Origin of the sequence: Streptomyces sp. NPDC048192 (assembly GCF_043202415.1) — a bacterium.
Classification (GTDB): domain Bacteria; phylum Actinomycetota; class Actinomycetes; order Streptomycetales; family Streptomycetaceae; genus Streptomyces.
Window position 1 is genome coordinate 78,895 of sequence record NZ_JBIDAL010000001.1, and the last position, 15,076, is coordinate 93,970.

Here is a 15,076-nt window from a genome sequence, read left to right on the forward strand (position 1 = left end):
GTGGTCGGACCACTATGGCCTCGATGCGCGGATTTCCCGTGCACGAGGGTGTTGTCTTCGCGTATTGGTCTGATAAGTATGCGGCGTCTGCTCGAACACCCTCGACGAGGAGCCGCCAGATGCCCGCCAGCACGGTCAGGAAGCGCAGCAGGTCCCGGATCATCGGCGCGACGGCTCTGGCCGCCTGCGCCTCGCTCATGCTCGCCGCCTGCGGCAGCACCAAGGACACCGCGAGCGCGAGCGGCGGCGGCACCGGCCGGGTCGGTGTGATCCTGCCGCTGCTGACCTCGCCGTTCTGGCAGTCGTACAACGACTACGTGCCGAAGATGGCCAAGTCCGAGGGCGTGCAGGTGCTGAAGACGGTCAACTCCAACAGCGACCCCTCACAGCAGATCACCGACATCGACAACGAACTCACCCAGGGCGTCAAGGGACTGGTCGTCGCCCCGCTGGACAGCGCCGCCATCCAGGCCGGACTCGACCAGGCCGAGCGCAAGGGCGTCCCCGTGGTCGCCGTGGACGTCGCGCCCGACAAGGGCAAGGTCGCCATGGTGGTGCGCGCCGACAACGTGGCGTACGGCGAGAAGGCCTGCGACTACCTCGGACAGCACATCGGCAGCGGCAAGGTCGTCCAGATCATGGGAGACCTCGCCTCGGTCAACGGCCGCGACCGCTCCGAGGCCTTCCGCTCCTGCGTGAAGAAGAAGTACCCGAAGCTGAAGGTCCTGGAGATCCCCGCCAAGTGGGAGTCCGACACCGCCGCCGCCAAGCTGGACACGCTCCTGAACGCCAACCCCGACATCAAGGGCATCTACCTCCAGGCCGGCGGTGTCTACCTGGCGCCCACCCTGCAGACCCTGAAGTCCAAGCACATGCTGAAGCCGGCCGGGCAGAAGGGCCACATCGCCATCGTCTCCAACGACGGCATCCCGCAGGAGTTCGACGCCATCCGCAAGGGGGAGATCGACGCCACCGTCTCCCAGCCCGCCGACGCCTACGCCAAGTACGGCCTGTACTACATCAAGGCGGCGATGGCCGGGAAGACGTTCAAACCCGGCAAGACCGACCACGGCTCGGTGATCGTCAGGCTGCCCGGCGGGATCCTGGAGGACCAGCTGCCCGCGCCGCTCGTCACCAAGGCCAACGTCGACGACCCCGAGCTGTGGGGCAACACGGTCGGATGAGCACGCCACTTGTTGAAGCCGAGGGCATCGTCAAGCGGTACGGCCCCACCGTCGCCCTCGCCGACGGCCGGCTCACCGTGCTGCCCGGCGAGTCCCACGCTCTGGTCGGCCGCAACGGCGCCGGCAAGTCCACCCTGGTCAACGTCCTGACCGGACTGCAGGCCCCGGACGCGGGCACCGTCCGCTTCGACGGCGAGCCCGCGCCCCCGCTCGGCGACCGGGACGCCTGGCGCCGCAAGGTCGCCTGCGTCTACCAGAAGCCCACGGTCGTCCCCGAACTGACCGTCGCCGAGAACCTGTTCCTCAACCGGCAGCCGACCGGCCGCGGCCTGATCAGCTGGCGCCGGCTGCGCCGGGAGGCCGCCGACCTGCTCGGCACCTGGGACGTGCGCGTCGACCCCGAGGCACGCACCGCCGACCTCAGGGTCGAGGACCGCCAGATGGTGGAGATCGCGCGGGCGCTGAGCCTCGGCGCCCGGTTCATCGTGCTGGACGAACCCACCGCCCAGCTCGACAACCGGGAGATCGAACGCCTCTTCATCCGCATGCGGTCCCTGCAGGAGGCGGGCGTCACCTTCCTGTTCATCTCCCACCACCTCCAGGAGGTCTACGAGGTCTGCCAGACGGTCACCGTGCTGCGCGACGCCCGCTGGATCACCACCGCACCCGTCGCCGGCCTGCCGAAGGCGGCCCTGGTGGAGGCCATGGCGGGGGAGTCCGTCGCCGAACAGGCCGCACCGGCCGGGCAGGCCGACGAGCGCGCCCCCGTCCTGCTGGCCGCGCACGGGCTCACCTCGCCGGCGTACGAGAACGTCGACCTCACCGTCCGCCGCGGCGAGGTCGTCGGACTCGCCGGCTCCAGCGGCAGCGGCAAGACCGAGCTGGCCGAGTCCTTCGCCGGGCTGCACGCCCCGACCGGCGGCACCGCCCAACTGGACGGCGCACCGCTGCCGTTCGGGGACGTGCGGGCCGCCCTCAGGGCCGGGGTCGGCTGTGTGCCGCGCGACCGGCACGAGCAGGGGCTGGTGCCCGGCATGAGCATCGGCGACAACGCCACCCTCACCGTGCAGGACCGGCTCGGCCGGTTCGGTCTCGTCGCCCCCGCCGCCCGGCGGCGCTTCGCCGCCGGCCTGATCGAGCGCCTCGACATCCACGCCGAGGGCCCCGACCAGCCGGTGTCCGACCTGTCCGGCGGCAACGCGCAGAAGGTCGTCATGGCCCGCGCCCTCGCCTCCGACCCCCGGCTGCTGGTGCTGATCAACCCCACCGCAGGGGTCGACGTGAAGTCCAAGGCGTCGCTGCTCGCCCGCATGGACAGCGCACGCCAGGACGGCACCGCCGTCCTCGTCGTCTCCGACGAACTCGACGACCTGCGTCGCTGCGACCGCGTCCTCGTCCTCTTCCACGGCCGGGTCGTCGCCGAGCACCCGGCCGGCTGGCGCGACCACGAGCTGATCGCCTCCATCGAAGGAGTTGACCATGGCTGACACCCGGGCCGCCCCCCTGCCGGCACCGCCGAAGACCCCGGACACCCGCTCCGCCAGGACCGTCCTGCTGCGCCGCGCCCGCGAACTCGCCCTGGTCCCCGCCCTGGTGCTGCTCATGGTGCTCGGCGCGGTGGTCAACGACTCCTTCCTGACCGAGCGGAACCTGATCTCGATCCTCGGCGCCTCCGCCGCGCTCGCCATGGTCGTGCTCGCCGAGTCCCTCGTCCTGATCACCGGCAAGTTCGACCTGTCCCTGGAGTCGGTGGTCGGCATCGCTCCCGCCGTCGGCGCCCTGCTGGTGCTGCCCGCGAGCCAGTCCGGCTGGGGCACCGGCTTCCCCGCCTGGCTCGCGCTGCTCGCGATCCCCGTGGCCGGCGCGGTCGTCGGCGCCTTCAACGGCGTCCTCGTGGTGAGGTTCCGGCTCAACGCCTTCATCGTCACCCTCGCGATGCTCATCGTGCTGCGCGGCCTGCTGGTCGGCGCCACCAAGGGCAAGACTCTGTTCGGCATGCCCGACAGCTTCTACTCCCTGGCCACCACCACCGTCCTCGACGTGCCGCTGTCCGTGTGGCTCGCCGCTCTCGCCTTCGCCGTCGCCGGGTTCGTGCTGAAGTACCACCGCACCGGCCGCGCCCTGTACGCCATCGGCGGCAACGCGGACGCCGCCCGCGCGGCCGGCGTCCGGGTGGACCGGGTCATGCTCGGCGTGTACGTGATCGCGGGCGTGCTGGCCTCGCTCGGCGGCCTGCTGCAGACCGGGTACGTCGGCGCGATCAGCGCCAACCAGGGCCAGAACATGATCTTCACCGTGTTCGCGGCGGCGGTGATCGGCGGCATCAGCCTGGACGGCGGCAAGGGCACCATGTCCGGCGCCCTGACCGGGGTCCTGCTGCTGGGCGTCGTACAGAACCTGCTCACCCTCGCCCAGGTGCCCTCGTTCTGGATCCAGGCCATCTACGGCGGGATCATCCTGGTCGCCCTCGTCATCGCGCGCGTGACCACGGGCCGCGCCCAGGACTGATGCCCCGTCATCCCGTTCATGACCGAAAGGACTTCAGTGTCCCAGGCCCCCGCCCGCGTCATCGCGGTCGACACCCACGACATCCGTTTCCCCACCTCGCGCGAGCTGGACGGCTCCGACGCGATGAACCCGGACCCCGACTACTCGGCGGCCTACGTCGTGCTGCGCACCGACGCCGGCGACGGGCACGAGGGACACGGGTTCGTCTTCACCATCGGGCGGGGCAACGACGTCCAGGTCGCCGCGATCGACGCGCTCCGGGACCATGTGCTCGGCCGCGACGTGGCCGAGCTGTGCGCCGACCCCGGCTCGCTCTTCCGCGACCTGATCGGCGACAGCCAGCTGCGCTGGCTCGGCCCCGAGAAGGGCGTGATGCACATGGCCGTCGGGGCCGTCGTCAACGCCGTCTGGGACCTCGCCGCCCGCCGGGCCGGCAAGCCGCTGTGGCAGCTGCTCGCCGACGCCGAACCCGAGTGGCTGGTCGGGCAGATCGACTTCCGGTACATCGCGGACGCGCTCACCCCCGAGGAGGCCCTCGGCCTGCTGCGGCGGGGCGGACAAGGCGCGGCCGAGCGCCGGGCGCGGCTGCTGGAGCGCGGCTACCCCGCCTACACCACCTCCCCGGGCTGGCTCGGCTACGACGACGACAAGCTCGGCCGGCTCGCCGCGCAGGCCGTCGCCGACGGCTTCACGCAGATCAAGCTGAAGGTCGGCGCCGACCTCGACGACGACATCCGGCGCTGCCGGGTCGCCCGCGCGGTCGTCGGACCGGACGTCCGGCTCGCCGTCGACGCCAACCAGCGCTGGAACGTGGACGAGGCGATCCGCTGGACCAAGGCCCTCGCCGCGTTCGACCCGTACTGGATCGAGGAGCCCACCAGCCCCGACGACGTCCTCGGCCACGCCGCGATCCGCCGCGCGGTGGCCCCGGTGAAGGTCGCCACCGGCGAACACGTGCACAACCGCGTCATGTTCAAGCAGCTGCTCCAGGCCGGCGCCGTCGACATCGTCCAGATCGACGCGGCCCGCGTCGCCGGCGTCAACGAGAACCTCGCCATCCTGCTGCTCGCCGCCAGGTTCGGCGTCCCCGTCTGCCCGCACGCGGGCGGCGTCGGCCTGTGCGAACTCGTCCAGCACCTGTCCATGTTCGACTACCTGGCCCTCTCCGGCACCACCGAGGACCGGGTCATCGAGTACGTCGACCACCTGCACGAGCACTTCGTCACCCCCGTCGTCGTCCGCGACGGCCACTACCTGGCACCCACCGCGCCCGGCTTCTCCGCCGCTCTGCGCCCGGAGTCGGTCGCGCGGTACGCCTTCCCCGGCGGCGCCTGCTGGGCCGCCGCTCCCGACACCCGGAAGGGACATGCCGCATGAGCGACTTCGAAGGCCTCAAGGCCCTGGTCACCGGGGGCGCCTCCGGCATCGGCCGGGCCACCGCCGACCTCCTCGCCGCCCGCGGCGCCCGGGTCGCCGTCCTCGACCGGGACACCACGGGCGTCGACAAGCCGCTCCTGGCCTACCGGGCGGACGTCACCGACGACGCCTCGGTCCGCACCGCCGTCGAACGGGCCGCGGACGACCTCGGCGGCCTGGACATCCTCGTCAACAACGCCGGGATCGGCGCGCAGGGCACGGTCGAGGACAACGACGACGCCGAGTGGCGGCACGTCTTCGACGTCAACGTCCTCGGCATGGTCCGCACCGCCCGCGCCGCCCTCCCGCACCTGCGCCGCTCGGCGCACGCCGCGATCGTCAACACCTGCTCGATCGCCGCCACCGCCGGCCTCCCGCAACGCGCCCTCTACAGCGCCACCAAGGGCGCCGTGTACTCCCTGACCCTCGCCATGGCCGCCGACCACGTCCGCGAGGGCATCCGCGTCACCTGCGTCAACCCCGGCACGGCGGACACCCCGTGGATCGGCCGGCTGCTGGACGCGGCCGACGACCCGGCCGCCGAACGCGCCGCCCTCGAGGCCCGCCAGCCCACCGGGCGCCTGGTGTCCGCCGCCGAGGTGGCGGGAGCCATCGCCTACCTGGCCGGCCCCCTGTCCGGGGCCACCACCGGCACCGCCCTCGCCGTCGACGGCGGCATGCAGGGCCTCAGGCTGCGCCCGGCGGGCCGATGACCAGGCTCGGCCGCAGCCGCGTCGAGATCACCCCGCTCGGCTTCGGCGCCGCGGCGCTCGGCAACCTCTACACCCCGGTGGACGACGAGCAGGCGGCCGGGGCGGTACGGGCCGCCTGGCAGCGCGGCATCCGGTACTTCGACACCGCCCCGCACTACGGGCTCGGCCTGTCCGAACGCCGGCTCGGCGCCGCCCTGCGCGGCTACGACCGCGCCCGCTACACCGTGTCCACCAAGGTCGGCCGCCGCCTCGAAGCGGCCGACGGCACGGGCGACGACCTGGCGCACGGGTTCGCCGTGCCGGCGACGCACCGGCGGGTGTGGGACTTCAGCGCCGACGGCGTGCGCCGCACCCTGGAGGCGAGCCTTGCCCGCCTGGGCCTGGACCGCATCGACGTCGTCTATCTGCACGACCCCGACGACCACGCCGGGCAGGCCTTCCGCGAGGCCTACCCCGCCCTGGAGAGGCTGCGCGCCGAAGGCGTCGTCGGCGCGATCGGCGCGGGCATGAACCAGACCGCGATGCTCACCCGGTTCGTCCGCGACACCGACGTGGACGTGGTCCTGTGCGCCGGCCGCTACACCCTGCTCGACCAGAGCGCCGCAGCCGACCTGCTGCCGGCGGCCGCCGAGCGCGGGGTGTCCGTCGTGCTCGGCGGCGTCTTCAACTCCGGCCTGCTGGCCGACCCCACTCCCGCGTCGACGTACGACTACGGCCCCGCGCCGAAGGAGCTGCTGGACCGCGCCCTGCGCATGAAGGCGGTCGCCGAGCGGCACGGCACCACCCTGCGGGCCGCCGCGCTGGCCTTCGCCTCCGCCCCGCCCGCCGTCGCCGGCGTCCTGGCCGGGCTGCGTTCGGCGGCCGAAGTCCACGACTGCGCCGACCGGTTCGCGTCCGCGGTGCCGGCCGGGTTCTGGCAGGAGCTGCGGGAGTCCGGCCTGCTGCCCCGAGAGGAAGGACCGTCATGAGGGTCGCCCTGCACACCAGGGTCCGCGCCGACAGGATCGCCGACTACGAGGCGGCCCACCGCGAGGTGCCCGGGGAGCTGACCGAGGCCATCCGCGCCGCCGGGGCCGCCTCCTGGACCATCTGGCGGTGGGGGTCCCCCCGCGCGAGCGCAGCCGAGCGTGGGGGAGGAACCGATCTGTTCCATCTGCTGGAGTGCGAGGACTACGGCCGCCTGCTGGCCGAACTGGAGCGGCCGCCGGTCAACGTGGCCTGGCAGGCGCGCATGGCCGAGCTGCTCGCCGTCGTGCACGACTACTCGCGCGCCGGCGCGGACGCCGGACTGCCGGTCGTCTGGGAGCTGCCGTGACCGTCGACGCCCACCACCACGTCTGGGACCTGTCCGTACGCGACCAGGACTGGATCCGGGGCCCGCAACTCCGGCCGCTGCGGCGGAACTTCGGCCTCGCCGACCTGGAACCGCAGGCCCGCGCGGCGGGCGTGGACCGTACGGTCCTCGTGCAGACGGTCACCGTCGCCGAGGAGACGCCCGAGTTCCTCGCGCTCGCGGCCGGGCACGACCTGGTCGCCGGCGTCGTGGGCTGGACCGACCTCACCCGCCCCGACATCGCCGACGAACTGGCCCGGCTGCGGGCACTGCCCGGCGGGACCTTCCTGAAGGGCATCCGGCACCAGGTCCAGAGCGAGCCGGACCCCCAGTGGCTGCTGCGGCAGGACGTACGGCGGGGACTCGCGGCGGTGGCGGCGGCGGGGCTGGCGTACGACCTGGTCGTCCTGCCCCCTCAGCTCCCGGCCTGCGCCGAGGCGGCCGCACGGCTGCCCCAGCTCACCTTCGTCCTCGACCACCTGGGCAAACCGCCGATCGCCGCCGGGGAACACGAGCCCTGGGCGACCGCGTTGCGCGCGCTCGCCGCGCACCCGAACACCGTCGCCAAACTCTCCGGCCTGGTCACCGAGGCCGACCCCGCCACCTGGACGACGGCAGACCTGCGGCCGTACACCGACACGGCCCTGGAGGCCTTCGGGCCCGGCCGCCTGATGTTCGGCTCCGACTGGCCGGTGTGCACCGTCGCCGCGCCCTACGGCCGGGTGGTGGAGGCCGCCCGCGCGCTCACCGCGGAGCTGAGCGACCAGGAGCGGGCGAGCGTCTTCGCCGGGACCGCGACCCGGGTCTATCGCCTGTGAACGCCGCCCTCCGCCGCCGGGCCGTGCGCCGGGTCCGCTACGGCCTCGGCTGCGCCTGCGTCGCCAGCCGGGTCGGGCGCAGATAGTCGCGCACATACGTCCGCTCCCAGCAGGCGCCCGTCTCCCGCAGCTCCCGCCAGCCGGTGAAGCGGTAGCGGAACAGGCGGGCCCGGACGAAGCGGGGCGGGGTGTCCGGCGGGAAGGGGCAGCGGCGCAGCAGCCGCAGGGTGTCGCGGTCGTTCTCCAGCAGGCGTTCCACCAGGCCGCCGAACCATTCACCGGCGTAGGCCGGGGACAGCGCCGCGAACCACATCAGCCAGTCAAGCCGCAGATGGTATGGCGCGAACTGCCGCGGCCAGCGCCGGGTGTCCCCGGGCTTGCCCCGGAACTCGTACTCCCGCCAGTCGGAGTCCTCGCGCGGCACGTCGTCGAGGGTGCCCTCGACCACCACCTCGTAGCGGACCCGGCTGACGCTGCCGAACGCGCCGTAGGTGTTCACCAGGTGCAGCGGGTCGAAGGAGCGGTTCATGACCTGGCGCCGGGAGACCATGTTGACCACCGGGTGGTAGCTCAGGACCAGCAGCAGCGCGCCGACCGCGAGCACCAGGACCTCGTACCACAACGGCGCCGCCGGCACGGACGGCGCGGACGCCGGGATCAGCAGCGCCGACAGCGCCAGCACGACGGTGATCCAGTTCAGCCAGGAGAAGTTGCCGGAGAGCACCAGCCACAACTGGGTGACGATCATCAGCGCGGCGGCCGCCGACGCGACCGGCTGCGGGGTGAACAGCAGCACGGGCACGGCGAGTTGGGTGACGTGGTTGGCGGCCACCTCCACCCGGTGCAGCGGTTTGGGCAGATGGTGGAAGAACCAGCTCAGCGGGCCCGGCATGGGCTGCGTCTCGTGGTGGTAGTACAGGCAGGTCAGCTTCCGCCAGCACGCGTCGCCGCGCACCTTGATCAGCCCCGCGCCGAACTCGACCCGGAACAGGATCCAGCGCAGCAGGAACAGCACCACGACCGGCGGCGCCACCTCGCCGTTGCCGAGGAACGCGGCCAGGAAGCCCGTCTCCAGCAGCAGCGACTCCCAGCCGAACGCGTACCACGTCTGGCCCACGTTCACGATCGACAGATACAGCGCCCACGGCACCAGCCACAGCAGGATCCCCGCCCACAGCGGCAGAGCCGAGTCCGCGCCGGCGAGCAGCGCCGCCGACACCGCGCAGCCGGTCCAGGCACAGACGGCGAAGAAGCGGTCGGAGTAGTGCAGATGGAACAGGCTCGGGGCGCTCCTGAACGGCACCCGGGTCACGAACCGCGGGATCGGCAGCATGCCGCGCTCGCCCAGCAGCGCCCGGAACTGCCGGGCCGCGCTCAGGAACGCCACCAGGTACACGGCGGCCAGAGCCCGCTGGAAGACCAGCCGGCTCAGCCAGTAGTCGGGAGCGGTGAACCAGTTCACGGCTGCTGCGTGCCCTTCGTCACGGCCGGCCCACCGGTGCCGGCCCCTCATGATCCGCCGACCCGCTGCCGAGTTGCCAGCCGGACGGGAGCGATGCAGACAATGGAGAGAAATCACCCACAGTGATGCGGAGTGTACGGTGCGCATATCCGCCGGTTCCATCGTCACGGCCTGCGCGTTCTCGGTGGCGTTCCTCGTCGCCGGCTGCGCCGGCCACGGTGTCAAGGAGGCCCGGATGGGCGAGGAGGTCTACCTCCTGCCCGCCGCGGCCCAGGGGCCCGACCCCTTCACCGGTTCCACGGTCACGACGCTGACGGCACCCCGGCCCGCCACACCCGCGGCGCGCAGCGCCGATCCCGCCGCCACCGGGCCGCCCGGCGCCTCCTCCGCGCCCGCCCTGCCCGCCGCACTGGTCGCCGTGCCCCTGCGCGCGGTGCGGGTCGTGTCCGGTGCGACGCCCGGTCTCTACGGCGGCACGGCAGGCGTCTCCGGCTGCGACGTCGAGCGGCAGATCGCCTATCTGACGGCGGACCGCGCCAAGGGCGCCGCCTTCGCCCGGGTGGCCGGCGTCGCCGAGAGCGGGCTGCGCGGCTATCTGCGCGGCCTCACCCCGGTCGTGCTGCGCGCCGACACCCGGGTCACCGACCACGGCTACCGCGCCGGAAAGGAGACCGGCTACCAGGCCGTGCTCCAGGCCGGCACCGCCGTCCTCGTCGACGACCGGGGCCTGCCCCGGGTGCGCTGCGCCTGCGGCAACCCGCTGACGCCACCGGCACGGGCCGGCACAGGCTTCGGCGCCCGGGGCAGCGCCTGGTCCGCGTACCGGCCGAGCCAGGTGCTGGCGGTGACCGCGGCGCCCCGGCCCGTCACCCGCCTCACGCTCGCCGGCGCCGACGCCCGGACCTGGATCGAACGGCGGATCGGCCGCGACGTGCGCCGCGACCGGATCGTGCCGGCGCCCGCCTGGGCCACCGCCCCGCCCGACGACGGTCCCGACGCGCCGGGTGCCGCACCGCCGTACACCTCGGCCCCGCCGGGCGGTGGCCCGGTGCCCGTTCCGGGCGGCACACCGCACCCGCCCCCGGGAGCGGTCCCGGGCGCGGCGGACGGCGGTGCCACGGCCCGCCTCCCCGACGGCTGAGCCGCGGCGAGCCGGTCCGCCCGGACCCGGGATCCCCGCCGAGCCCACCGGGCCGAACAGGTCGAAGAATCGGATGAATGCTGGCAAGGTGGGCGCATGGCAGTTCGGGGAGCGAGTGCCGTGTCACTCCCGGAAGGCTGGCCCGCCCACCCGGATCCGATCCTGGCGCTCAACCGCATGGGCAGCTTCGACTGGGACCTGGACACGGGCCTGTTCCACATGGACGCCCAGGCGCACGAGGTGTTCGACCTGGTGCCCGGGGAGTACGACTCACGCCCCGAGTCCCTCGCCGCCCGGGTGCCGCCCCCCGAGGCCGCCCGGGTGGACGCCATGGTGTCCCAGGCCATCAAGGACGGCCGGGAGAACTACGGCGGCTACTTCCGCATCCGCTGCCGCGACGGCACCCTGCGCTGGACCCACACCCAGGGCTACATCCGCCGGGACGGCACCGGCCGCCCGCGCCGGGTCATCGGCATCGTCCGGGACGCCACCCAGGAACTCACCGAGAGCGAGGCGCGCAGCGCACGCGCCGCCCAGAACGAGGCCTTCCGCCAGCAGACCAGCGTCGTCCAGGCCGTCTCCGCCGCCCTCGCCCACGCCCGCAGCGTCCAGGACGTCATCGACGCGCTCAAGGACACCCGCGGCATCCGCCATCTCGGCGCGGCCAGTCTGGTGATGGGACTGGTCGAGGCCGGCCGCATCCGGCTGGTCGCCGAGGGCCCCGTCGACGCGTCCGTGCCCGGCACCCAGCTCACCCGGATCGACGAGCCCTACCCGATGAGCGAGGTCGTGCGCACACTCGTGCCGCGGTTCATCGAGTCCCCGGAGGAGTTCTCCGACTGCTACCCCATCCTCTGGCCGCACCTCACCGACCTGCGGGTCACCTCGGCCGCGTATCTGCCGCTGATCGCCCAGGCCCGCCCGATCGGCGCGATGGGACTGCTCTACAGCGACCGGCGCGGCTTCTCCCCCGAGGAGCGCGCCGTCCTGGTCGCGTTCAGCAGCAGCGTCGCGCAGAGCCTGCAGGGGGCCATGCTCTACGAACAGGAGAAGGACCTCGCGCAGGGCCTGCAGCAGGCCATGCTGCCCCGCACCATTCCCGGCGTCCGCGGCGCCGACGTCGCCGTCCGCTACCGGTCGGCCGCCGTGGGCCGGAACATCGGCGGCGACTGGTACGACCTGATCCCCCTGCCCGGCGGCCGGGTCGGCGCGGTCATCGGCGACGTGCAGGGCCACGACACCCACGCGGCGGCCGTCATGGGCCAGCTGCGGATCGTGCTGCGCGCCTACGCCGCCGAGGGCCACACCCCGGCCGCCGTGATGGCCCGGGCCTCCGTCTTCCTGCACGAACTCGACACCGACCGCTTCGCCACCTGCCTGTACGCCGAGGCCGACCTGGCCACCGGAGTCGTCCAGGCGGTCCGCGCCGGGCACATCGACCCGCTGATCCGGCACGGCGACGGCGACTGCTCGCGGATCCCGGTCGAGGGCGGGCTGCCGCTCGGCCTGTCCGCCGAGTTCGGCCGGCTGGACTACCCCGTCTCCACCCTCGAACTCGACCCCGGCCACACCCTGGTGCTGTGCACCGACGGGATGGTCGAACAGCCCGGCGCCGACCTCGACGACGGCATGCGCCGCCTGGCGGCACTCGTCGCGGCCGGCCCCGAGAACGTGTCCGCCCTCGCCGACCTGCTGATCCAGCGGGCCGAGGAGCGCGGCGGCGACGACGACGTGGCGCTGCTCCTGCTGCGCCGGCGCACCCCAGAGGCCCCGCCGGCCGGCGGCCGGCTCCAGCAGCATGTGGCGCCCGGCGACCCCGAGGCCCTCACCCAGGCCCGGCACCTGATCCGCGCCGCTGTCCGCTCCTGGGGCTACCGCGACCAGGCCGACGAGATCGAACTGGTCGCCGACGAACTGATCACCAACGCGCTGATGCACACCGAGGGCTCCGCCGTCGTGACCCTGCGCGCCCTGGACAGCGGTCAGCGCAAGCTGCGCATCGAGGTCGAGGACTCCTCCAGCGCCCTGCCGCGCCGCCGTGAGCCGGACGAGGACGGCGTCTCCGGCCGGGGCCTGCTGCTGGTGGACATGCTCGCCGACGGGTGGGGCGTGGAGGCCCGGGGCGGCGGCAAGGCGGTGTGGTGCGAGTTCCGCCGGGACGGCTGACGCGCGTCGCCACGGGGCGGTGTCCGTGCCGGGTGGCACTCTGGACGTATGCCGGAACTGCCCGAGGTAGAAGCGCTCAAGGACTTCCTCGCCGAGCACCTGGTCGGCCGCCGGGTGGCGCGGGTGCTGCCGGTCGCCGTGAGCGTCCTGAAGACGTACGACCCTCCGGTCACCGCCTTCGAGGGCGCCGAGGTGACGGCCGTGCGGCGGCACGGCAAGTTCCTGGACCTCGCCGCGGACAGCGGGCTGCACCTGGTCACCCATCTGGCCCGGGCCGGCTGGCTGCAGTGGAAGGACCGGCTGCCCTCCGGCCCGCCCCGGCCCGGCAAGGGACCGCTCGCGCTGCGCGTGGCGCTCGAGACCGGCGAGGGCTTCGACCTGACCGAGGCCGGCACCCAGAAACGCCTCGCGGTGTACGTCGTCCGCGATCCGCGCGAGGTCGAGGGCATCGCCCGCCTCGGCCCGGACCCGCTCGCCGCGGACTTCGACGAGGACCGGCTCGCCGCCCTGCTCAAGGACGAGCGACGGCAGCTGAAGGGCGCCCTGCGCGACCAGTCCCTGATCGCGGGCGTCGGCAACGCCTACAGCGACGAGATCCTGCACGCCGCACGGATGTCCCCGTTCAAGCTCGCCGCCTCCCTGACCCCCGAGGAGACGCACCGGCTCCACGAGGCGCTGCGCTCGACGCTCACCGAGGCGGTCGAGCGCTCCCGGGGAGTGGCCGCCGGGCGGCTGAAGGCGGAGAAGAAGAGCGGCCTGAGGGTCCACGGCCGCACCGGCGAGCCCTGCCCGGTGTGCGGGGACACCGTCCGCGAGGTCTCCTTCAGCGACTCCTCGCTGCAGTACTGCCCCACCTGCCAGACGGGCGGCAAGCCCCTGGCGGACCGCAGACTGTCCCGGCTGCTGAAGTAGTCACCGGCCCGCGGCGAGCGACACGAGCCGCTGTCCGTCCGTGGTGAGCACGTCGTAGCGGGCGATCTGGCCGGGGTGCATCGTGGAGGACCCGAGCGTGGTGAAGGTGCCGGCGCCGTCGGGCTCCATCCAGGTGCCGGCGGTCTCCTCGGAGCCGTCGCGGCCGACGACCACGAGCCGGCAGGCGTGCGGACCGGTGCCGTCCTTGACCCTCAGCAGCAGCCGACTGCCCGAGTCACCGTCGTCGGCGGTGACCTCGGCCCACACCCCGGTCCGCGCGTCCGTCGCCGCGGTGACGCCGGCGGCCTGCTCCGCGTGGCCGGTGAAGGCGACGATCCCCGGACCGGCCACCGCCAGCACCACGGAGGCGGCCAGGCCGTACAGCAGGCGCCTGCGGCGCGCCCGGTGCCGGCGCGCGACCTCGCCGAGCAGCCGGTCCAGAAGCCGGGGACCGGGCTGTGCCATGGGGTGCACGAAGCGCGGCGTGGCGCGCCGGTATAGCATCAACTGCCGCGTGGCCGGCCCGAATTCGGTCACCTGTGCCGCGCACTGAGGGCACTCCATGAGGTGGTCCTCGAAGCGGAAGGCCTCCGCCTCGTCCAGCACGCCGAGCGCGTACGCGCCGACGTCGCGATGCCTTTCCAGGGACCTCATGCCGAATCCTCGTGCCGATGGGTGCGGGTGGGGTTACTGCGTGCTCCCACCCGTACGCAGCCGACAGCCGAATCACTCAAGCCGCCGGCAGAATCCCGGACGAGGGATTCGGAGCCGCGCGGCACGCGGATTGGTCGGATTCCGGAAAACTTCGCAGGGCCCGCGGCGGGCGGTCAGAACAAGTGGATGGCGAGGTGCCCGAGGGGCAGCCCGAGCCGCCAGGCCGGCGTCCACACCTTGGGCCCCTCGTCCTCGCCGGCCGCCGCGCCGCCGCCCGGCACCGCGTCCAGGTCCGGGGCGAGCAGCTCGGTCTCCTCCAGCCACCGCCAGGCGTCCGCGGCGAGGGCCAGGTCGGGGGAGCGGGTGCCGGACCGGTCGGCCTGCTCGGTCAGCTCGGTCATGCGCGCACGCACCCAGTCCCGCCACGGCTGGTCGTAGGCGGTCAGCGACAGCCAGTTCTCCAGCTGGGAGATCACCCGGATGCCGGACAGCTCGCCGTCGGTGTCGGACAGGAAGACGGTCAGCGCCAGCGCGTCCCGGCCGGCCCGGAACTCGAAGGAGGTCGGCGGCATCAGATCGCCGGTGCGCAGCAGCTCGTCGGCGATGTACTCGGCGTACAACCAGGCCATCGGGACGGTCAGTTCACCGCCGTCGGTGCCGTCCGTGCTCTCGTGCCCTCTGTGCTGCATCCCTTCCTGCCCTTCCTCCGGTACGTGCCCTCGTCGTCCGGGCCCCGCCGGGATCGCAGCCCCGGCCCGCCCGGGAACGC

Annotated in this window: 14 protein-coding genes; 11 read left to right on the forward strand and 3 right to left on the reverse strand. The window is 73.5% G+C overall.

Annotated elements, in window-relative coordinates; genetic code table 11:
- Positions 1-119: 119 nt before the first annotated feature.
- The 8 genes from ACGFZN_RS00320 to ACGFZN_RS00355 are packed head-to-tail and all read left to right on the forward strand — an operon-like array spanning position 120 to position 7,972.
- Entirely contained in the window at positions 120-1,184 is a 1,065-nt protein-coding gene (locus ACGFZN_RS00320) for a sugar ABC transporter substrate-binding protein (protein ID WP_393856197.1), read from the forward strand.
- Positions 1,181-2,671, forward strand: a complete 1,491-nt coding sequence (locus ACGFZN_RS00325) for a sugar ABC transporter ATP-binding protein (RefSeq protein ID WP_393856198.1) — start codon at positions 1,181-1,183, stop codon at positions 2,669-2,671. Before ACGFZN_RS00320 ends, ACGFZN_RS00325 begins: the two co-directional genes overlap by 4 nt.
- A complete protein-coding gene (locus ACGFZN_RS00330; protein WP_393856199.1) occupies positions 2,664-3,692 on the forward strand; it encodes an ABC transporter permease in 1,029 nt (342 codons plus the stop codon). Before ACGFZN_RS00325 ends, ACGFZN_RS00330 begins: the two co-directional genes overlap by 8 nt.
- A 36-nt stretch (positions 3,693-3,728) precedes the next feature.
- Positions 3,729-5,069, forward strand: coding sequence for an L-fuconate dehydratase (locus ACGFZN_RS00335; RefSeq protein WP_393856200.1), 1,341 nt, complete (start codon positions 3,729-3,731; stop codon positions 5,067-5,069).
- On the forward strand, positions 5,066-5,821 hold the full coding sequence (locus tag ACGFZN_RS00340; RefSeq protein WP_393856201.1) for an SDR family NAD(P)-dependent oxidoreductase: 756 nt from the start codon (positions 5,066-5,068) through the stop codon (positions 5,819-5,821). Before ACGFZN_RS00335 ends, ACGFZN_RS00340 begins: the two co-directional genes overlap by 4 nt.
- Positions 5,818-6,789: an aldo/keto reductase gene (locus tag ACGFZN_RS00345; protein WP_393856202.1), complete on the forward strand. Its 972-nt coding sequence runs from the start codon at positions 5,818-5,820 to the stop codon at positions 6,787-6,789. The genes ACGFZN_RS00340 and ACGFZN_RS00345 overlap by 4 nt, the downstream gene beginning before the upstream one ends.
- A complete protein-coding gene (locus ACGFZN_RS00350) occupies positions 6,786-7,136 on the forward strand; it encodes an L-rhamnose mutarotase (RefSeq protein WP_393856203.1) in 351 nt (116 codons plus the stop codon). The genes ACGFZN_RS00345 and ACGFZN_RS00350 overlap by 4 nt, the downstream gene beginning before the upstream one ends.
- On the forward strand, positions 7,133-7,972 hold the full coding sequence (locus tag ACGFZN_RS00355) for an amidohydrolase family protein (protein WP_393856204.1): 840 nt from the start codon (positions 7,133-7,135) through the stop codon (positions 7,970-7,972). Before ACGFZN_RS00350 ends, ACGFZN_RS00355 begins: the two co-directional genes overlap by 4 nt.
- Before the next feature lie 37 nt (positions 7,973-8,009).
- Here the strand turns inward: ACGFZN_RS00355 and ACGFZN_RS00360 are convergent, their stop codons facing one another.
- Positions 8,010-9,434, reverse strand: a complete 1,425-nt coding sequence (locus ACGFZN_RS00360) for a lipase maturation factor family protein (protein ID WP_393856205.1) — start codon at positions 9,432-9,434, stop codon at positions 8,010-8,012.
- Between the two features lie 139 nt (positions 9,435-9,573).
- On the opposite strand from ACGFZN_RS00360, the gene ACGFZN_RS00365 reads away from it, so the two are divergent.
- The 3 genes from ACGFZN_RS00365 to ACGFZN_RS00375 all read left to right on the forward strand — a co-directional run bounded on the left by ACGFZN_RS00365 (position 9,574) and on the right by ACGFZN_RS00375 (position 13,653).
- Positions 9,574-10,575 carry a DUF6777 domain-containing protein gene (locus ACGFZN_RS00365; RefSeq protein WP_393856206.1) on the forward strand — a complete coding sequence of 334 codons (1,002 nt, stop codon included), beginning with the start codon at positions 9,574-9,576 and terminating at the stop codon, positions 10,573-10,575.
- A 96-nt stretch (positions 10,576-10,671) separates the two neighbouring features.
- Positions 10,672-12,741, forward strand: coding sequence for a SpoIIE family protein phosphatase (locus ACGFZN_RS00370; RefSeq protein ID WP_393856207.1), 2,070 nt, complete (start codon positions 10,672-10,674; stop codon positions 12,739-12,741).
- Between the two features lie 48 nt (positions 12,742-12,789).
- Positions 12,790-13,653 (forward strand): Fpg/Nei family DNA glycosylase, encoded by an 864-nt coding sequence (locus ACGFZN_RS00375; RefSeq protein ID WP_393856208.1) that lies wholly within the window; start codon positions 12,790-12,792, stop codon positions 13,651-13,653.
- Here ACGFZN_RS00375 and ACGFZN_RS00380 read toward each other — a convergent pair whose 3' ends face one another.
- Together ACGFZN_RS00380 and ACGFZN_RS00385 are read right to left on the reverse strand one after the other, a co-directional pair.
- On the reverse strand, positions 13,654-14,307 hold the full coding sequence (locus tag ACGFZN_RS00380; RefSeq protein ID WP_393856209.1) for a zf-HC2 domain-containing protein: 654 nt from the start codon (positions 14,305-14,307) through the stop codon (positions 13,654-13,656).
- A 173-nt stretch (positions 14,308-14,480) separates the two neighbouring features.
- Positions 14,481-14,996 (reverse strand): hypothetical protein, encoded by a 516-nt coding sequence (locus ACGFZN_RS00385; RefSeq protein ID WP_360159687.1) that lies wholly within the window; start codon positions 14,994-14,996, stop codon positions 14,481-14,483.
- Positions 14,997-15,076 lie beyond the last annotated feature (80 nt).